Below are 18,380 nucleotides of genomic sequence, written 5' to 3' on the forward strand. Positions count from 1 at the left end.
GTTCGATCACCACAATGACAGCGGCCTGTGACCATCCGATGCCCACATGGTTAACGGACGTAACCGTGCGTCACACGGTTCGCCGCCACCCCGTCGGGATCGGTCGCGCCCCCGTCGGGATCGGTCGCGCCCCCGTCGGGATCAATGCGGCTTTCAGTCGCTCAGAGTGCAAGAAAGGGACATTGATCCCGACGGGACGGGCGAAAAACTACCTACCGCTGCGGCGCCTGGGTGGGCACGATCGGCGACGGCAGTGCCGTTGCTCCCTGCAGGAAGGTGTCGACGGCGGCCGCGCAGGAGCGGCCCTCGGCGATGGCCCACACGATGAGCGACTGACCACGACCCATGTCTCCGGCGACGAAGACGCCGGGGACGTTGGTGACCCACTCGTTGGTGCGCTCGACGTTTCCGCGCTGGTTGAAGTCGACGCCCAGGTCGGTCAGCAGACCGCCCTTGTCGGGTCCGACGAAGCCCATGGCGAGGAGCACCAGATCGGCTTCGAGGGTGAACTCGCTGCCCTCGATCTTCTCGAACTTGCCGGCCTTGAATTCGACCTCGCAGGCTTCGAGTGCGGTGACCTTGCCGTTCTCACCGACGAAACGCTCGGTGTTGACGGAGAAGACGCGCTCGCCGCCTTCCTCGTGTGCGGACGCGACGCGGTACATCAGCGGGTACGTCGGCCACGGGGTGGAGGTGGCACGCTCCTCGGGCGGACGGGCCATGATCTCGAACTGGTGGACGCTCGCCGCGCCCTGACGGTGCGAGGTGCCCAGGCAGTCTGCCCCGGTGTCACCGCCGCCGATGATGACGACCTTCTTGCCCTCGGCACTGACCGGCGGCTGCTCGAAGTCGCCCTGCTGGACGCGGTTGGCGTGCGGCAGGAACTCCATGGCCTGGTAGATGCCGTCGAGTTCGCGGCCCTCGATGGGCAGGTCGCGCCAGGCGGTGGCACCGCCGGAGAGGACGACGGCGTCGAACTGCTCACGCAGTTCGTCGGCCGAGATGTCCACGCCCACATCGACACCCGTGCGGAAGACGGTGCCCTCGGCCTCCATCTGCGCGAGCCGACGATCGATGTGGCGCTTCTCCATCTTGAACTCGGGAATGCCGTAGCGCAGCAATCCGCCGATGCGATCGGCACGCTCGAACACCGTGACGGTGTGGCCGGCGCGGGTGAGCTGCTGCGCTGCAGCAAGTCCCGCCGGTCCGGAGCCGACGACGGCGACGGTCTTGCCGGTCAGGTGCGTCGGGTAGACCGGCGTGACCCAGCCTTCCTCGAAGGCCTTGTCGATGATCTCGACCTCGACCTGCTTGATGGTCACCGGATCCTGGTTGATACCCAGGACACACGCCGCCTCGCACGGAGCGGGGCACAACCGTCCGGTGAATTCCGGAAAGTTGTTGGTGGCGTGCAGGCGATCGATGCTGTCGCGCCAGCGATCCTTGAACACCAGGTCGTTCCACTCGGGAATCAAGTTCCCGAGGGGACAACCGTTGTGGCAGAACGGAATGCCGCAGTCCATGCATCGGCTGGCCTGGGTGCGCAGAGTGTCCTTCGAGAAGTCCTCGTAGACCTCTTTCCAGTCCATCAGGCGCAGATCGACGGGCCGCCGCTTGGGTACCTCGCGAACCGTGTTCTTCAAAAATCCCTGTGGGTCACCCACGAGCTGCCTCCATGATCGCTTCGTCCACGTCCGCGCCGTTCTTCTCGGCTTCGGAAATGGCCAGCAGTACCTTCTTGTAGTCGCGAGGCATGACCTTCACGAAATGGTTCACCTGCTGTGACCAATCCGCGAGGATCCGCTCGGCCACCTCGGAGCCGGTCTGCTCCTGGTGACGAGTGACGATGTCCTTCAACCAGGTGAATTCGTCGCCCTCGAGCTCGTCGATGTCGACCAGCTCGGTGTTGAGGTTGGCCTCGAACGTCTTGTTCGGATCGAAGATGAACGCGACGCCGCCGGACATGCCGGCACCGAAGTTTCGTCCCGTCGTGCCGAGGATGACGACCTTGCCGCCGGTCATGTACTCGCAGCCGTGATCGCCGACGCCTTCGACGACAGCAACGGCACCGGAGTTACGAACCGCGAACCGTTCGCCGACGACGCCGCGGATCAGGGCTTCACCGCTGGTGGCACCGAACAGGAATACGTTGCCGCCGATGATGTTGTCCTCGGCCACGAATCCCTTCGGAGCGTTCAGCGACGGCCGCAGCACGAGATGTCCACCGGACAGGCCCTTGCCGACGAAGTCGTTGGCGTCTCCGTTGAGGCGCAACGTCATACCGGAGGGCACGAACGCACCGAAACTGTTGCCGGCCGAGCCGGTGAACGTGATCTCGATGGTGTCGTCCGGCAGGCCGACGCCGCCGTAGGCCTTGGTCACCTCGTGTCCGAGCATCGTGCCGACGGTGCGGTTGACGTTGGTGATCTTGGACTCGAACGCGACCTTCTCGCCCTTGTCCAACGCATTGCGGCTGGCCGAGATGAGCTGCTGATCGAGGGCCTTGTCGAGACCGTGATCCTGAACGCCTGTGTTGTACAGGTTCTGGTTCATGAACGCCGACTCGACCTCTTCGAGGATCGGCGACAGATCGAGCTTCGACGCCTTCCAGTGCTCCTTGGCCGCGGTCGTGTCGAGCAGACCGACCTGGCCGACGGCTTCGTCGAGCGTGCGGAAGCCGAGCTCGGCCATGAGCTCACGCACCTCTTCGGCGATGAACATGAAGAAGTTCTCGACGAACTCGGGCTTGCCCGCAAAACGCTTGCGCAGCAACGGGTTCTGTGTCGCAACACCGACGGGGCAGGTATCGAGGTGGCAGACGCGCATCATGATGCAGCCCGAGACGACGAGCGGAGCGGTGGCGAAACCGAACTCCTCGCCGCCGAGCAGAGCAGCGACCATGACGTCGCGGCCGGTCTTGAGCTGGCCGTCCACCTGCACGACGATGCGATCGCGAAGACCGTTGAGCAGCAACGTCTGCTGGGTTTCGGCCAAGCCGAGCTCCCACGGTCCACCTGCGTGCTTGACCGACGTCAACGGCGTCGCGCCGGTGCCGCCGTCATGGCCCGAGATGAGCACCACGTCGGCGTGTGCCTTGGACACACCCGCCGCAACGGTGCCGACTCCGACCTCGGAGACGAGCTTGACGTGGATACGAGCCGACGGGTTCGCGTTCTTCAGGTCGTGGATCAGCTGCGCGAGATCCTCGATCGAGTAGATGTCGTGGTGCGGCGGCGGCGAGATCAGACCGACACCCGGCGTGGAGTGCCGAACCTCGGCGACCCACGGGTACACCTTGTGAGCCGGAAGCTGGCCGCCCTCACCGGGCTTGGCTCCCTGCGCCATCTTGATCTGGATGTCGGTGCAGTTCGTCAGGTAGTGCGAGGTGACGCCGAAACGTCCCGACGCGACCTGCTTGATGGCACTGCGCCGCCAATCGCCGTTCTCGTCCGGCTCGAAGCGCGAGACGTCCTCGCCGCCCTCACCGGAGTTCGACCGCCCGCCGAGACGGTTCATGGCAATGGCGAGGGTCTCGTGCGCCTCGGCCGAGATGGAGCCGTAGCTCATCGCACCCGTGGAGAAACGCTTGACGATCTCGCTGGCCGGCTCGACCTCGTCGATCGAAATCGCCTGTCGCTCTTCGGTCTTGAAGCGGAACAGACCGCGCAGCGACGCGAGCCGCTCGGACTGGTCGTCGACCATCTTGGTGTATTCCTTGAAGATGTCGTACTGACCGGTGCGGGTGGAGTGCTGCAGCTTGAAGACGGTGTCAGGGTTGAAGAGGTGGTACTCCCCTTCCCGACGCCACTGGTACTCGCCGCCCGTCTCGAGCTCACGGTGTGCGCGTTCCTGACGGTTGTCGAGGTACGCCACGCCATGTCGCGCTGCGACGTCGTCGGCGACCTGATCGAGGTCGATGCCACCGAGATGGCTGTTGAGCCCGGTGAAGTACTCGTCGACCAGTTCCTGCGACAGGCCGATGACCTGGAACAGCTGGGCTCCGGTGTACGACGCGAGGGTCGAGATGCCCATCTTGGACATCACCTTCAGCACGCCCTTGCCTGCAGCCTTGATGTAGTTGCCGACGGCCTTGTCGAAGTCGATGCCGGTGAGGGCACCGCGCTCGATCATGTCCTCGATCGACTCGAAGGCCATGTACGGATTGACCGCTGCTGCACCGAATCCGATGAGCAGTGCCATGTGATGCACCTCGCGGGCGTCACCGGCCTCGATGATCAGACCGACCTTGGTGCGGGTCTTCTCCCGAACGAGGTGGTGGTGCACTGCGGAGGTGAGCAGCAGCGACGGGATCGGGGCGAGCTTCTCACTGGACTCTCGATCCGAGAGAACGATGATGCGCGCGCCGCCCGAGATCGCAGCCGAAACCTGAGCGCGGATGGCCTCCAACGACTTTCGCAGGCCCTCACCGCCCTCGGCAACGGGGTACAGGCCACGAACGACCACCGAGCGAAGCTCTTCCTGCGTGCCCTCGTCGTTGATGTGCACGAGCTTGGAGAGATCGTCGTTGTGCAGAATCGGCTGCGGCAACACGATCTGCTTGCAGCCGTCCGCACCCGGGTTGAGCAGGTCGCCCTCGGGTCCGATGGTGCCACCCAGGCTGGTGACGATCTCTTCGCGGATCGCGTCCAGCGGCGGGTTGGTGACCTGAGCGAACAGCTGCGAGAAGTAGTCGAACAGCATCCGCGGACGGGCCGACAGGATCGCGATCGGAGTGTCGGTTCCCATCGAACCGATTGCCTCGGCACCGGACTTCGCCATCGGCGAGACGAGCACGTTCAGTTCTTCGGTGGTGTATCCGAAGATCTGCTGGCGGATGAGCACGCGATCGTGCGGCATGTGCACGTGCGGCCGATCGGGAAGATCGTCGATGGACGTCAGACCCTCGTCCAGCCACTGCTGGTACGGATGCTCGGCGGCGAGCTCGTCCTTGATCTCGTCGTCGGAGACGATTCGGCCCTGCGCGGTGTCCACGAGGAACATGCGGCCCGGCTGCAGACGCACCTTGCGCACGACCTTCGACGGGTCGATGTCCAGTACGCCGACCTCGGAAGCCATGACGACCAAGCCGTCGTCGGTGACCCACAGGCGGCTCGGGCGAAGTCCGTTGCGGTCCAGCACGGCGCCGATGACGGTGCCGTCGGTGAAGCACACCGAGGCAGGTCCGTCCCAGGGCTCCATCAGCGAGGAGTGGTACTTGTAGAACGCCCGACGCGCGGGGTCCATGGATTCGTGCCGCTCCCAGGCCTCGGGAATCATCATCAGCACGGCATGCGGCAGGCTGCGGCCGCCGAGGTGCAGCAGTTCGAGCACCTCGTCGAAACGTGCTGTGTCACTGGCTCCGTGGGTGACGACGGGGAAGATCTTCTCGAGCGCTTCCGAGCCACCGAATACGTCGGAGGTGATGAGGGCCTCGCGGGCGCGCATCCAGTTCTCGTTGCCGGTCGCGGTGTTGATCTCACCGTTGTGTGCGACCCGGCGGAACGGGTGGGCCAACGGCCACGACGGGAACGTGTTGGTCGAGAAACGCGAATGCACAAGGCCAAGTGCACTTTCGACGCGCTCGTCCTGTAGGTCGAGGTAGAAGCCCTTGAGCTGGGGCGTGGTCAGCATGCCCTTGTAGACGAACGTCTGCGAGGACAGTGACGGGAAGTACACGGTCTCGCGACCGGGGCCGTCCTTGCCTGCGCCCTCTTCACCCAACTCGTGTTCGACGCGCTTGCGAATGACGAAGGCACGACGCTCGAGTTCGAGGTCGGTGATCGCCGCGTCGGGAGCGGAGAAGAACAATTGACGGAACGTCGGCATCGCGTCGCGCGCCAACGCGCCCAAGGAGGAGTCGTCGGTGGGGACCTCACGCCATCCGAGGACGGTCATGCCTTCGCTCTCGACGATGCGCTCGACACCCTCGCACGCGCGTGCTGCGTCGCTGCGGCCCTGCGGCAGGAATGCGACACCGGTTGCGTAGGCACCGGGTGCGGGGAGCTCGAAATCTACGACGGCGCGGAAGAACGCGTCCGGTACCTGGATCAGAATGCCCGCACCGTCGCCGGTGTTCGGTTCGGAGCCCGCGGCACCGCGGTGCTCGAGGTTGACCAGTGCGGTGATCGCCTTCTCGACGATGTCGCGACTGCGGCGACCGTGCATGTCCACCACGAATGCGACACCACAGGAGTCGTGTTCGTTGACGGGATCGTAGAGGCCTTGCGGGCCCGGAGTGTGCTTCATACCTAGCCTTCGGATAAGTCCAGCCTTGAAACTCGTCGGCGACGGTGTGGTGTAACCGGCTGCTCGAACGGCCTGCGGTGCGTCCTCGCCGTTGAAGCAGCACCTGTCGATCTTCCACGCTTTCCTCTGCACGGGCGGGTGGGCTCGTGGTAGAAAAGTGAAGGTCTCGACGGATCAGGCCGTGGTGAGGCCGATCCAATTACGAACGATAAGTCAGTACCAGGGTGCTCTCGCAAATAAGGTAAGCCTACTTCGGGCTCTCACCTGCGATTTACCACCGAATCGACGGGGTCCGGAATCCGGCTCTGCATCGACACGTCGACATCGTTGTCGAACTACACGAATGTAAGGCATCACCCGCGCTCACACGCCGGGGTTCGAAGAAACTACTGGCCGCAGCGATCGAGATCAGCTGCGGCCAGTGTGGTGGGCGGAGGGGGACTTGAACCCCCACGTCCCGAAGGACACTGGCACCTGAAGCCAGCGCGTCTGCCATTCCGCCACCCGCCCGGGTGACGGCGAGAACACTAACACGCACCCCGCCGTGCTCGAAAATCGCCGTCTCGAGCTGCCCCGAGCAACCGGCGGCACAGCGTTGCTGTCGGCCGCACCGTATATCATGCTTGCAGCGCGACTTCGTGATGACACGCGGCCGTCGCACCGTTGTAGGCAACAGGCACCACAGGGTGGAAGAACACAGTGAGAGGAGGGGTCACGATGGGCATCGTTCAGCGTTTCGAACGCAAGCTGCAGAGCGCTGTCGGCGACGTCTTCGCCCGCGTGTTCGGCGGCGGCGTCGTACCGGCCGAAGTCGAGGCGGCGTTGCAACAGGAGGCGTCCGATCTCGTTCGCCCCTTGGACGGCGGTCATTACCTGGCACCCAACAACTACGTGATCACGATCAACAGCTCGGATCACGAGGAACTTGCCGGTGATCGCGAGCTCACGGTCAAGGCTTTCTCGCGTCACCTGGACGATTACATCCGTGATCAGGGGTGGCAGACCTACGGTGACGTGGTGGTTCGCTTCGAACCGTCGCCCACCCTTCACACCGGACAGTTCCGGGCCAGTGGCTCGGTCGATCCCGATGTGGGACGATCGGCGATTGCTGCGCAGAACAGCTCTGTTCAGCAGAACGCGTCGGCACAGCCAGCCCGTCCCGTCCCTTCAGCCACGCAGCGACCGACTGCCCCACCGATGTCGATACCAGGAGCCGGCCACATGACGCAGAACCCAGGCTACGACCCGCAGCGCGACCCCGCGGACGGACATCGTCCGGATCCGCGCGCGCGCAACGGATACGCCGGTGGCCAGGATCCCCGCTACGCGGCGCGTGAGCAGAACGGATACGACGCGCAGGGTTACGCGCCCGCCGATCGAGATCAGCGCTACGACCAGCAGCCGTACAACGCCCAGGGCTACGAGAACCAGGGCTACGACGAGCAGCCGTACGCCCAGCACGGCCAGGCCTACAGCGCCGCCGGCGGCCAGGATCAGGGATACGACCAGGCCTACGGAGCACCCAACGGCCAGGAGCAGGGATACGACGCCCAGGGCTACGACCGAGCGGGCTACAACGCCCAGGGTTACGACGCGCAGGGCTACAACGCGCAGGGTTACGACGCGCAGGGCTACAACGGTGCCGGCTACGACTACAACGGTGGCGAGCAGGGCGGTGCTTACAGCGAGGCTCCCTACCAGGAGCAGGCGTACGGCGAGCCCGCCGGCCGCTACGCCGAGCCGCAGGGTGCCGGTTACCCACAGCAGGGCTACCAGCAGCCCGCCTACGACTACCCGCCCGCCCAAGCGCCCTACGGCCGCGGCTACCCCCAGGGTGCCGGTGATCGCGGGGACGGCTACGGCTACGACCAGCCGGCGTCCTACGCAGGTCAGTCCCAGGCGCTCGCCGCGACCCTTCAGCTAGAGGACGGCAGCGGCCGCTACTTCCAGCTCCGGGACGGACAGAACATCATCGGGCGCGGCCAGGACGCCCAGTTCCGCCTCCCCGACACCGGGGTGTCACGCCGACACATCGAGATTCGCTGGGACGGCCGAGTGGCCATGCTGTCCGATCTGGGATCCACCAACGGAACCACCGTCAACGGTGCACCCGTCCAGGATTGGCAACTGGCCGACGGCGACGTGATCCGCGCCGGTCACTCCGAGATTCTGGTCCGGATCGTCTGATCACCGGAGTGGCCCGGCCGACCGAGATGTTCGTCTCCTCGACTCGCAGGTTCGCCCACCCGTATGTCGTCCACACGAGCGACTGCACCCTATGATGCTGCGAGACAACCATGTCTGTCGCGCCGCCGCGTCGGATTGTGGGGGATGCAGGTCCGATCGCGAAGGAGGAGGTGAATCGTCGTGCAGGGATTGATTCTGCAACTGACCAGGGCAGGTTTTCTGCTCCTGTTGTGGTTCTTCGTCTGGGCCGTTCTTCGGACGCTGCGCAGTGACATCTATGCCGCAGCCGGTATGCGTGTGCCCGCCCGCTACTCCGGTGGCTCGAAGGTGCTCCCGTCGTTCAACAAGCAGAAGGTGGCGAAGTACCTCGTGGTGACCCAGGGCGGCCTCGCCGGCACGCGCATCTCGCTCGGCACTCAGCCGGTTCTGATCGGACGCGCAGACGATTCGACTCTCGTTCTGACAGACGACTATTCGTCCACCAGGCACGCTCGCCTCTCGCCTCGCGGCGGAGATTGGTACGTCGAAGACCTGGGCTCGACCAACGGCACCTACCTCGATCGAGCCAAGGTCACCACCGCTGTACGCGTTCCACTGGGAACTCCGGTTCGCGTCGGCAAGACCGTGATCGAGTTGCGCCCGTGACCCTTGTTCTCCGCTACGCCGCCCGCAGCGATCGCGGTCTCGTTCGCTCCAACAACGAGGACTCCGTCTACGCAGGTGCGCGACTGTTGGCTCTGGCCGACGGCATGGGCGGTCACGCCGCAGGCGAAGTGGCCTCGCAGTTGATGATCGCCGCGCTGGCGCACCTCGACGACGACGAACCGGGCGAGGATCTGCTCGGCAAACTCGAAGCCGCCACCCGAGAGGGCAACGCCTCCATCGCCGACCAGGTGGAAGACGAGCCCGAACTCGACGGCATGGGAACCACGCTGACCGCAATCCTGTTCGCGGGCAAGCGAATGGGTCTGGTGCACATCGGTGACTCGCGTGCCTACATGCTGCGCGACGGCTCGCTCACTCAGATCACCCGCGACGATACGTTCGTCCAGTCACTGGTCGACGAAGGCCGCATCACCGCCGAACAGGCGCACACGCACCCGCAACGCTCACTGATCATGAGGGCGCTGACCGGTAACGAGATCGAGCCGACGCTCACCGTCCGCGAGGTCCGTGCCGGCGACCGCTACCTGTTGTGCTCCGACGGTTTGTCGGACGTCGTGAGCGACGAAACCATCGAGAACACTCTCGCCGAGGGCGAGACCGGGCCGTGCGCCGACCGCCTCATCGAACTAGCCCTGCGCAGCGGTGGCCCCGACAACGTCACCGTCGTCGTCGCCGACGTCATCGACCTCGACTACGGCCAGAGCCACCCGATTCTCGGCGGCGCAGCCAGCACCGAGGACGAGGAGGACGCTCCGCCGCCGAACACTGCAGCGGGCCGCGCCGCCGCCATGCGTCCCCCGCGCACGACGCCCAAGCGCGTGACCGCTCCGGTGGTGACACCGGAGAAGAAGTCGCACAAACTGCGGTGGTCACTGATCGCGCTGACCCTGGTCGTGTTGGCCGGAATCGGTGTAGTGGTTGCCAATTCGGTGATCAAGGGCAATTACTACGTCGGTGCGGACAACAGCAAGGTCACCGTGCTGCGCGGTCTCCCCGGTTCCGTTCTCGGGTACTCGTTGCAGAGCGTGGAATTGATCGGCTGCCTCGACGACAACGGTGGCGTCACATTGACTGCACCCGACGCCGCGCCGGCCGATTGCGTCCCGTTCGAGATCGACGACCTGTTGCCGGCCGCGCGCGAGCAGGTGACCGCAGGACTCCCGTCGGGCTCTCTCGACGACGCCCGCGGTCAGGTGCAACGGTTGGCCTCGGGAGACCTATTGGAGGTCTGCGAGACCGAGCCGGCAGTGACCACCACAGCCGCACCGGCCCCGACGACGATCATCCCTCCCCCCGGAGTTCCGTTGCCTCCGCCCGCGCCGGAGCCCGTTCCGGAAGCTGCCCCGACCACTACCGCCGTGCCGACACCGACCGTCGCGCAGATCCCAGGCCAGAACTGCAGGACCGGTACTCGATGAGTTCCAATCCGTCCGCAGGAGGCTCCTTTCCGAGTCCTCCCGGTGGGTTCGCTCCCGCACCGATCCAGTCGAATCGTCGCAATGTCGAATTGCTGCTGCTCGGTGCCGCGGTCCTGATCACCACCATCTCGTTGATCCTCGTCGAAGCCAGCCAGGAACAGACGATCACCTGGGACCTGGCCAAGTACGCGCTGGCCTACCTCGCACTGGTGACGGTGGCGCACTTGGCCGTACGACGGTTCGCCCCCTATGCGGATCCGCTGCTGCTGCCGATCGTCGCGCTGCTCAACGGTCTCGGCCTGGTGCTGATCCATCGACTGGACCTGGCCGATCAGCAACAGGCGCAGTATCTCGGCAATCCCATTCCGTCGCCCGACGCCAACCAGCAGGTGCTGTGGACGACGCTGGCCATCGCCGGCTTCGTCGCGCTGCTGGTGTTGCTGCGCGACTACCGCACCCTGGCACGCTACGGGTACACCCTCGGGCTGGCCGGCTTGATCCTTCTCGCCATTCCTGCGCTGCTGCCGTCGGCGTTCTCCGAGGTCAACGGATCCAAGATCTGGATTCGGTTGCCCGGCTTCAGTTTGCAGCCCGGTGAGTTCGCCAAGATTCTGTTGCTGATCTTCTTCGCGTCGCTGCTGGTGTCCAAGCGTGAACTGTTCACCACTGCAGGCAAACACTGGCTCGGCATGGACTTTCCGCGCGCTCGCGATCTCGGGCCCATCATCGTCGTGTGGATCGTCTCGGTCGCGGTGCTCGTGTTCGAGAAGGACCTGGGCACGTCGCTGCTGATCTTCAGCACCGTTCTGGTGATGATCTACATCGCCACCGAACGTGTCGGCTGGATCATCATCGGCAGCGGTCTGCTGATGGTCGGATTCTTCTTCGCCTACCAGGCGTTCAGCCACGTGCGCGTGCGGACACTGACCTGGTTGGACCCGTTCGCGGACTACAACGACACCGGCTACCAGATTTCCCAGTCGCTGTTCGGTCTGGCCACCGGTGGGCTCGCCGGCACCGGCCTCGGCAGCGGTCGCCCGTCGCAGGTTCCGTTCCCCAAGACCGACTTCATCATCGCCACCGTCGGCGAGGAACTCGGCCTCATCGGTTTGGCCGCAGTGCTGATCCTGTATCTGCTGTTCGTCATTCGCGGAATGCGTACTGCGCTCGCCGTCCGAGACAGCTTCGGCAAGTTGCTCGCCGCCGGGCTCTCGTTCACTGTCGCCGTCCAGCTGTTCGTCGTCGTCGGCGGCGTCACCAAACTCATCCCGCTGACCGGTCTGACCACCCCGTACATGTCGTACGGAGGATCCTCGTTGCTGGCGAACTACCTGTTGGTGGCCTTGCTGATCAAGATCTCCGACGCAGCGCGTGAGCCTGCGACCCCCAAGAAGAAGCCCGCTGTGGCCGCCCCGATCGCCGAGGCGCCGACCGAAATGGTGAAGCGCGCATGAACACTCCCCTACGCCGCGTCTCCATCGCCATCATGGTGATGGTGGTCGCCCTGCTCGCCAACGCGACCTACGTTCAGGTCATCAAGGCCGACGACCTGCGCACCGACCCGCGGAACTCCCGCGTTCTGCTCGACGAGTACTCACGTCAGCGCGGTCAGATCTCGGCCGGTGGCCAGGTTCTCGCATCGTCGGTTGCCACCGACGATCGCTACAAATACCTGCGCACGTACCCGCAGAACTCGATCTCCCCCGCGAGCCCGCAGGCCAACGCCCCGATCACCGGCTTCTATTCGATGCTGTACTCGAGCACCGGTCTCGAACGCGCCGAGGACCCGGTACTCAACGGATCCGACGACCGGTTGTTCGGCGGACGCCTGTTCGACCTCATCTCCGGCCGGGATCCCCGCGGCGGCAACGTCGTCACCACCATCGACCCGGTCGTCCAACAGGTGGCGTACGACCAGCTGACCGCCAAGGGATACACCGGCTCCGTCGTGGCCCTCGACCCCGCCACCGGCAACATTCTCGCCATGGCCAGCACGCCGAGCTACGACCCCAACCTGCTGGCCAGCCACGACGGCAGCACCACGTCGACCGCGTGGGAGAACCTGAGCGACGATCCGGGCAAGCCGCTGGTGAACCGCGCGATCTCGCAGACCTACCCACCGGGATCGACGTTCAAGGTGATCACGACCGCTGCTGCGCTCCAAGCGGGTGCCACTCCGGACGATCAACTCACGGCCGCGTCGAACATCACCCTTCCGGGAACGTCGACGACGCTCGAGAACTACAACGGTTCGACGTGCGGAGGCGGTCAGACCGCCTCGCTACGTGAGGCATTCGCACTGTCGTGCAACACCGCCTTCGTCGAACTGGGCATCGACACCGGTGCCGACAAGATGCGCGAGACCGCCGCCAAGTTCGGTATCGGAGAGGACACCAGCATCCCGCTCACCGTCGCCGACAGCACCATCGGATCGATCGACGACGACGCTGCTCTCGGCCAGTCCAGCATCGGTCAGCGCGACGTGGCGCTGACCCCGCTGCAGGACGCCGTCATTGCCGCGACCGTCGCCAACGGCGGTGTACGGATGGCGCCGAACCTGGTGCAGCAGTTGCAGTCTCCCGACCTGTCGGACCTGTCCAGTTACCAACCCCAATCGATGGGTGAGGCGATCAGCCCCGATACGGCCTCGACCCTGACCGATCTGATGATCGGTTCCGAGAACAACACCAGCGGGGAAGGCAAGATCCCCGGGGTGCAGATCGCGTCGAAAACCGGTACCGCAGAACATGGTTCGGATCCTCGCAACACCCCGCCCCACGCGTGGTACATCGGATTCGCACCGGCGAAGGACCCCAAGGTCGCCATCGCCGTCATCGTCGAGGACGGCGGAGATCGAGCCCTCGCCGCCACCGGCGGTTCGGTGGCAGCACCCATCGGCCGCGCCGTCATCGCCGCCGCATTGCAGGGGAGGTGAGCATCGGTGCCACTGAGTAACGGAGCCGTCATCGCACAGCGCTACAGACTGCTGCGCCTCATCGCCACCGGCGGCATGGGACAGGTCTGGGAGGCGATGGACAATCGCCTCGACCGCCGTGTCGCCGTGAAGGTACTCAAAGCCGAGTTCTCCGAGGACCCGGAGTTCTTGCAGCGCTTCAGGTTCGAGGCCCGTACCACCGCTCAGCTGAACTACCCCGGAATCGCCGGGGTGTACGACTACGGCGAGACCCGCGACGGTGCAGGCGAATCGCTCGCCTACCTGGTGATGGAACTGGTCAACGGCGAACCCCTCAACGCAGTGCTGGGTCGCATGTCGCGGCTGCCACTCGGCCACGCCCTCGACATGCTCGAGCAGACCGGGCGCGCGCTGCAGATCGCGCACACCGCAGGGGTCGTCCACCGCGACGTCAAGCCCGGCAACATCCTGATCACCCCCACCGGGCAGGTCAAGATCACCGACTTCGGCATCGCCAAGGCCGTCGACGCCTCCCCGGTCACCAAGACCGGAATGGTCATGGGCACCGCCCAGTACATCGCTCCCGAGCAAGCCCTCGGCGAAGAGGCAACCTCGGCATCCGACGTCTACTCACTCGGCGTCGTCGGATACGAAGTACTGGCGGGCACACGGCCTTTCGTGGGCGACGGCGCCTTGACCGTCGCCATGAAGCACGTCCGCGAAGCACCGGCACCCATGCCGGTCGACCTACCCCCTGCCGTCCGTGAGCTCATCGAGATCACGATGGTCAAGGATCCGGCCGCCCGGTACGCCAACGGCGGTGAATTCGCCGACGCCGTCGCCGCAGTTCGGGCCGGCCGCCGCCCGCCTGCACCCGGCAACTCGCGCGGTACCGGAACCGGGAGAGTCATGATGCCCGGCGTCGTGCCCAGCCCGCAGCCGCCTCCGCCGTCGAGCACCCAGATGATGCCGACCTCGCAACGGGATTACCGGGGCCCGGCTACCGGCACTGCAGCTGCAGCGGTTCCCGAGCAGACCGGCATGTCCTCGGCACAGAAGGCGTTGGCCTGGGGCGGCGGCGCGCTCCTGCTGTTGGCCATCCTGATCGGCGGTTACGTACTGCTGACCGGTGGCAGGGACGACTCGCCGACACCGTTCGTGCAGCCCACGACCACCACGCAGCCGACGACCACGACCACAACGACCACCGAGCCGACGACCACCACCGAAGAAACCACGACCACCGAAGAAACGACGACCACCACCACGACGACCACGACCACCTCGGAGGAGCCGACGACCACCGAAGAGAGCACGACGACCTCGGCGCAGCCCACCCAGACGACGACTCGCAGGCCGCTGATCGAGATTCCGTTCCCGCAAGCACCACAAGGACAACGATGACGACTCCCCGTACGCTCTCCTCTCGCTACGAGCTGGGCGAGATACTCGGTTTCGGCGGTATGTCCGAGGTTCACCTCGCTCGGGACACCCGACTCGATCGTGACGTCGCCATCAAGGTTCTGCGCGCCGACCTCGCTCGCGACCCCACGTTCTACCTGAGGTTCCGACGTGAGGCACAGAACGCTGCTGCGCTCAATCACCCCGCCATCGTCGCCGTCTACGACACCGGTGAAGCGGAGACCGAAGCCGGTCCGCTCCCGTTCATCGTCATGGAATACGTCGACGGCGACACGCTGCGCGACATCGTGCGCGCCGAAGGACCCATGGAGCCGCGTCGGGCCATGGAGGTCATCGCCGACGTCTGTGCTGCGCTCGATTTCAGCCACCGCAACGGCATCGTGCACCGCGACGTCAAACCCGCCAACATCATGATCAACAACGCCGGCGCGGTGAAGGTGATGGACTTCGGCATCGCCCGCGCCATCGCCGACTCGTCCTCGCCGATGACTCAGACCGCCGCCGTGATCGGAACCGCGCAGTACCTCTCGCCCGAGCAGGCCCGTGGAGAACAGGTCGATGCGCGTTCGGACGTCTACTCGCTCGGCTGCGTGCTGTTCGAGATCCTCACCGGCGAGCCGCCGTTCAAGGGGGATTCGCCGGTCGCCGTCGCCTACCAGCACGTCCGTGAAGACCCCCAGCTGCCATCGCTCGTCAACGACACCGTCCCACGCGAACTCGACTCGATCATCCTCGAGGCAATGGCCAAGAACCCGGCCAATCGCTACCAGAGCGCCGCCGAGATGCGTACCGACCTGGTCCGCGTTCTGGGTGGACAGCGCCCGAGTGCGCCCATGGTGATGAACGACGAGGATCGAACCACCATCCTCGGCTCCGTCGATTCCCGTCAGGCCGATTTCTCCGGCAAGGACAAGCCCGCCGCTACCGCGGCACCTCGGTCGTCACGCCACACGGAGGACTACGACGAACCGAAGAACCGCCGCGGCCTCAAGATCGCGTTGATCTCGGCGGCCGCGATCATCGTCGTCGCTATCGTCGGTGCCTTCCTGTGGTCGCTCGGTCCCGGTGCCGACCCCAAGACCGTCGCCGTGCCTTCCGTCGTAGGACTGTCCGCAGACGAGGCACAGCGTCAACTCGAAGAAGCCGGCCTGCGAGTGAGCATCCAGGAGAAGCCCGACGCGGCGATTCCGGAAGGCTCGGCCATCGGCACCAATCCGGCGGCCGGATCACAGACCGAATCGCCGGGGAACATCCAGCTCGACGTGTCCTCGGGACCGCAGCAGGTGCAGGTTCCTCGACTGACCGGCCTCACCCAGCAGCAGGCGTCGGATGCACTGAACGAGGTGGGCCTCCAGCTCGATGCCACCGTCGCCCGTGCTCCGTCGTCACCCGAGAACCTCGACAAGGTCGTCGAGCAGAATCCGTCCTCGGGCGTGAGCATGAACGCCAACTCGCAGGTCCGCATCACGCTGGGCACCGGGCCCGCGCAGGTTCGGATGCCCGATGTCGTGGGGCAACTCGTGAACGTGGCGCAGCCGAACGTCGAGGGAGCCGGACTGCGCGTCCAGGTTCAGAACATCGACTCGGGACAGCCGACGGGTCAGGTCGTCTCCACAGACCCCGTGGGCGGCACCAATGTCACCGAGAACACCGTCGTCACGCTGCGCGTGTCGAACGGCGACAAGATCCCCATGCCCGACCTCGCCGGTCTGACCGAGGCACAGGCGTTGGCCGCGCTGCAGTCGGCCGGCTGGACGGGCACGGCAGCGGAACTGACGGCGACAAGGGAAGCGACGCTGGATCCGTTGATGGTCGGGCGAGTGGTGAATCAGACGCAGCCGGCAGGGTCCGAGATCAGCAAGTCCGACACCGTCACGATCAGCATCGGTGCCCTGGGTATCCCCGGGCGTTAGCGATCGACGATCAGGCGAAGGCCTCGGCGACCTGCGCCTCCAGGGTTCCCACCAAACCGGAATCGGTGGGCATACCGCACACTGCGAGCCAGTTGGCCAGCATCCGGTGCCCGCCCTCGGTGAGGATGGACTCCGGATGGAACTGCACGCCGTGAATGGGTAGCTCGGTGTGCCTCATGGCCATCACCAGACCGGATTCGGTACGGCCGATGATCTCGAGCTCCGCGGGGATGGTGTCCTCGCGGACGGTCAGCGAGTGATAGCGGGTGGCCGTGAACGGCTCGGCCATCCCTTCCAGGACGCCGACACCGGTGTGATGGACGAGGCTGGTCTTGCCGTGCAGCAGCTCCGGAGCCTTCTCGACCGTGGCACCGAACGCGGCTCCGATGGCCTGATGGCCCAGACACACACCGAGCAGCGGGGTTCCGGCCCGCGCGCTCGCCGAAACCAGGTCCATCGTGGCCCCGGCGCGCTGCGGGGTTCCCGGGCCCGGGCTGAGCAGAATGCCGTCGAACTCCGCGGCGACAGCGTCGCGATCGGCGAGTCGCTCGTCGTCGTTGCGCCACACCTCGACCTCGGCGTTCAACTGGCCCAGGTACTGGACGAGGTTGAAGACGAAGCTGTCGTAGTTGTCGACGACGAGAATGCGCATGTCGACAGCGTACTCAGCGCGGCTCCGCGAAACGCATGCGCACCGATTCGGTGTACGCCGGAACCGAGAGGTTCTGATAGGCCGCGACCTCGTAGCGGAGGCCATAGCGCAGCGCATACTGCTCGTACAGCCGCACCCCGGGCTCGTTGTCCAGCGCCGCCCGCAGTCGATCCGGGTCGCCGAGAGCCGTCATCACGTACGGCGGACTGTACGTCCGGCCGCCCAGTAGCAGCGTGTTCCCGATACACCGCGGTGCCGACGACGCCACCAGACGCTGATCCTGCATCGCCATCGCCGACGCACCACCGGCCCACAGGGCGTTGAGGACACTCTGCACGTCGACCTGATGAACCACCAGGTCGTCCGGAGACGCGTCGGACGCATACGACCCGTCGGGACCGCGTGGAGCGTCGGCCATCGTCACCGTCAACCCCGTGCCGGACGCCTCCTCCCGGCCCGCCGCGTCCGAGAGGGCGTCGACCCGGGCCAACGCGTCGGCCACCTCGGAGTCGCCCGCCGCCGTACGCTGCTGCAGGAGATCGACCTGCTGCTCCAGCGCATCTCTACTGCGCAGCGCATCGTCGCTGCTTCTCTGGGCCGAATCGACCAGATCGGCGAGCCGTGTCGTGTCACCGCCCCGCAACTCGTTGCCGTCCGAGGCATGTCGCGTGGTTCCGAGCAGCAGACCGACCACAGCGCACACCGCCACAGCGAGCACCCACCATCGGGTCTCGGAGGAATCGGTCGATCGTCGTCTCACAGAGTGCTCGCCACTGTTCGGTAGGTCGGTGCTGCGCTGATCTGAGTTAGCGTGTACTACAAACCGGGTGGATGACCGCCACGGCTCTCCGGGAGACAATAACCTGGGGATGCACGCAACTCGATCGATCCACAGGTTGTCACCGTCAGTTGTCCACAGGCACGGCGCACGCCGATGACCGTCAAGAACACGAAGAGGACGC

The 18,380-nt window shown here is 65.5% G+C and carries 11 protein-coding genes and 1 tRNA gene; 7 read left to right on the plus strand and 5 right to left on the minus strand.

The genetic code is table 11. The features are described 5' to 3' along the window. Positions 1–212: 212 nt before the first annotated feature. The 3 genes from AB0O58_RS04160 to AB0O58_RS04170 all read right to left on the minus strand — a co-directional run bounded on the left by AB0O58_RS04160 (position 213) and on the right by AB0O58_RS04170 (position 6,756). The gene (locus AB0O58_RS04160) at positions 213–1,664 is read right to left on the minus strand and encodes a glutamate synthase subunit beta (RefSeq protein ID WP_032367609.1); all 1,452 of its coding nucleotides are present in this window, start codon (positions 1,662–1,664) and stop codon (positions 213–215) included. Beyond that, a complete protein-coding gene (gltB, locus tag AB0O58_RS04165) occupies positions 1,657–6,246 on the minus strand; it encodes a glutamate synthase large subunit (protein ID WP_283542630.1) in 4,590 nt (1,529 codons plus the stop codon). The genes AB0O58_RS04160 and gltB overlap by 8 nt, the downstream gene beginning before the upstream one ends. 424 nt (positions 6,247–6,670) lie before the next feature. Beyond that, positions 6,671–6,756, minus strand: a tRNA-Leu gene (locus AB0O58_RS04170). Between the two features lie 207 nt (positions 6,757–6,963). On the opposite strand from AB0O58_RS04170, the gene AB0O58_RS04175 reads away from it, so the two are divergent. The 7 genes from AB0O58_RS04175 (at position 6,964) to pknB (ending at position 16,766) form a co-directional block, all read left to right on the plus strand. Continuing rightward, positions 6,964–8,433 (plus strand): DUF3662 and FHA domain-containing protein, encoded by a 1,470-nt coding sequence (locus AB0O58_RS04175; protein ID WP_032400896.1) that lies wholly within the window; start codon positions 6,964–6,966, stop codon positions 8,431–8,433. A 180-nt stretch (positions 8,434–8,613) separates the two neighbouring features. Further along, positions 8,614–9,078 carry an FHA domain-containing protein gene (locus AB0O58_RS04180; protein ID WP_027494977.1) on the plus strand — a complete coding sequence of 155 codons (465 nt, stop codon included), beginning with the start codon at positions 8,614–8,616 and terminating at the stop codon, positions 9,076–9,078. Then, positions 9,075–10,517, plus strand: coding sequence for a PP2C family serine/threonine-protein phosphatase (locus AB0O58_RS04185; protein WP_045841527.1), 1,443 nt, complete (start codon positions 9,075–9,077; stop codon positions 10,515–10,517). The genes AB0O58_RS04180 and AB0O58_RS04185 overlap by 4 nt, the downstream gene beginning before the upstream one ends. Further along, positions 10,514–11,971 (plus strand): FtsW/RodA/SpoVE family cell cycle protein, encoded by a 1,458-nt coding sequence (locus tag AB0O58_RS04190; protein ID WP_027494979.1) that lies wholly within the window; start codon positions 10,514–10,516, stop codon positions 11,969–11,971. Before AB0O58_RS04185 ends, AB0O58_RS04190 begins: the two co-directional genes overlap by 4 nt. Then, a complete protein-coding gene (locus tag AB0O58_RS04195; RefSeq protein ID WP_366237933.1) occupies positions 11,968–13,452 on the plus strand; it encodes a penicillin-binding protein 2 in 1,485 nt (494 codons plus the stop codon). Before AB0O58_RS04190 ends, AB0O58_RS04195 begins: the two co-directional genes overlap by 4 nt. 6 nt (positions 13,453–13,458) lie before the next feature. Further along, positions 13,459–14,835, plus strand: a complete 1,377-nt coding sequence (locus tag AB0O58_RS04200; RefSeq protein ID WP_032373396.1) for a serine/threonine-protein kinase — start codon at positions 13,459–13,461, stop codon at positions 14,833–14,835. After that, on the plus strand, positions 14,832–16,766 hold the full coding sequence (gene pknB / locus AB0O58_RS04205; protein WP_366237934.1) for a Stk1 family PASTA domain-containing Ser/Thr kinase: 1,935 nt from the start codon (positions 14,832–14,834) through the stop codon (positions 16,764–16,766). The genes AB0O58_RS04200 and pknB overlap by 4 nt, the downstream gene beginning before the upstream one ends. Positions 16,767–16,776: 10 nt before the next feature. On the opposite strand, the gene AB0O58_RS04210 is transcribed toward pknB, so the two are convergent. Together AB0O58_RS04210 and AB0O58_RS04215 are read right to left on the minus strand one after the other, a co-directional pair. Continuing rightward, positions 16,777–17,418 carry an aminodeoxychorismate/anthranilate synthase component II gene (locus AB0O58_RS04210; protein ID WP_032389450.1) on the minus strand — a complete coding sequence of 214 codons (642 nt, stop codon included), beginning with the start codon at positions 17,416–17,418 and terminating at the stop codon, positions 16,777–16,779. Positions 17,419–17,431: 13 nt separating this feature from the next. Then, positions 17,432–18,178 carry a DUF881 domain-containing protein gene (locus AB0O58_RS04215; RefSeq protein WP_032367617.1) on the minus strand — a complete coding sequence of 249 codons (747 nt, stop codon included), beginning with the start codon at positions 18,176–18,178 and terminating at the stop codon, positions 17,432–17,434. Positions 18,179–18,380 lie beyond the last annotated feature (202 nt).

Origin of the sequence: Rhodococcus sp. NPDC080181, assembly GCF_040702225.1 — a bacterium.
GTDB classification, from domain to species: domain Bacteria; phylum Actinomycetota; class Actinomycetes; order Mycobacteriales; family Mycobacteriaceae; genus Rhodococcoides; species Rhodococcoides fascians.

Coding starts and splice junctions, on each gene's coding strand:
- AB0O58_RS04190 (WP_027494979.1), top strand. CDS start 10,514: ATGAGTTCCAATCCGTCCGCAGGAGGCTCCTTTCCGAGTCCTCCCGGT.
- AB0O58_RS04195 (WP_366237933.1), top strand. CDS start 11,968: ATGAACACTCCCCTACGCCGCGTCTCCATCGCCATCATGGTGATGGTG.
- AB0O58_RS04210 (WP_032389450.1), bottom strand. CDS start 17,418: ATGCGCATTCTCGTCGTCGACAACTACGACAGCTTCGTCTTCAACCTC.
- gltB (WP_283542630.1), bottom strand. CDS start 6,246: ATGAAGCACACTCCGGGCCCGCAAGGCCTCTACGATCCCGTCAACGAA.
- pknB (WP_366237934.1), top strand. CDS start 14,832: ATGACGACTCCCCGTACGCTCTCCTCTCGCTACGAGCTGGGCGAGATA.
- AB0O58_RS04175 (WP_032400896.1), top strand. CDS start 6,964: ATGGGCATCGTTCAGCGTTTCGAACGCAAGCTGCAGAGCGCTGTCGGC.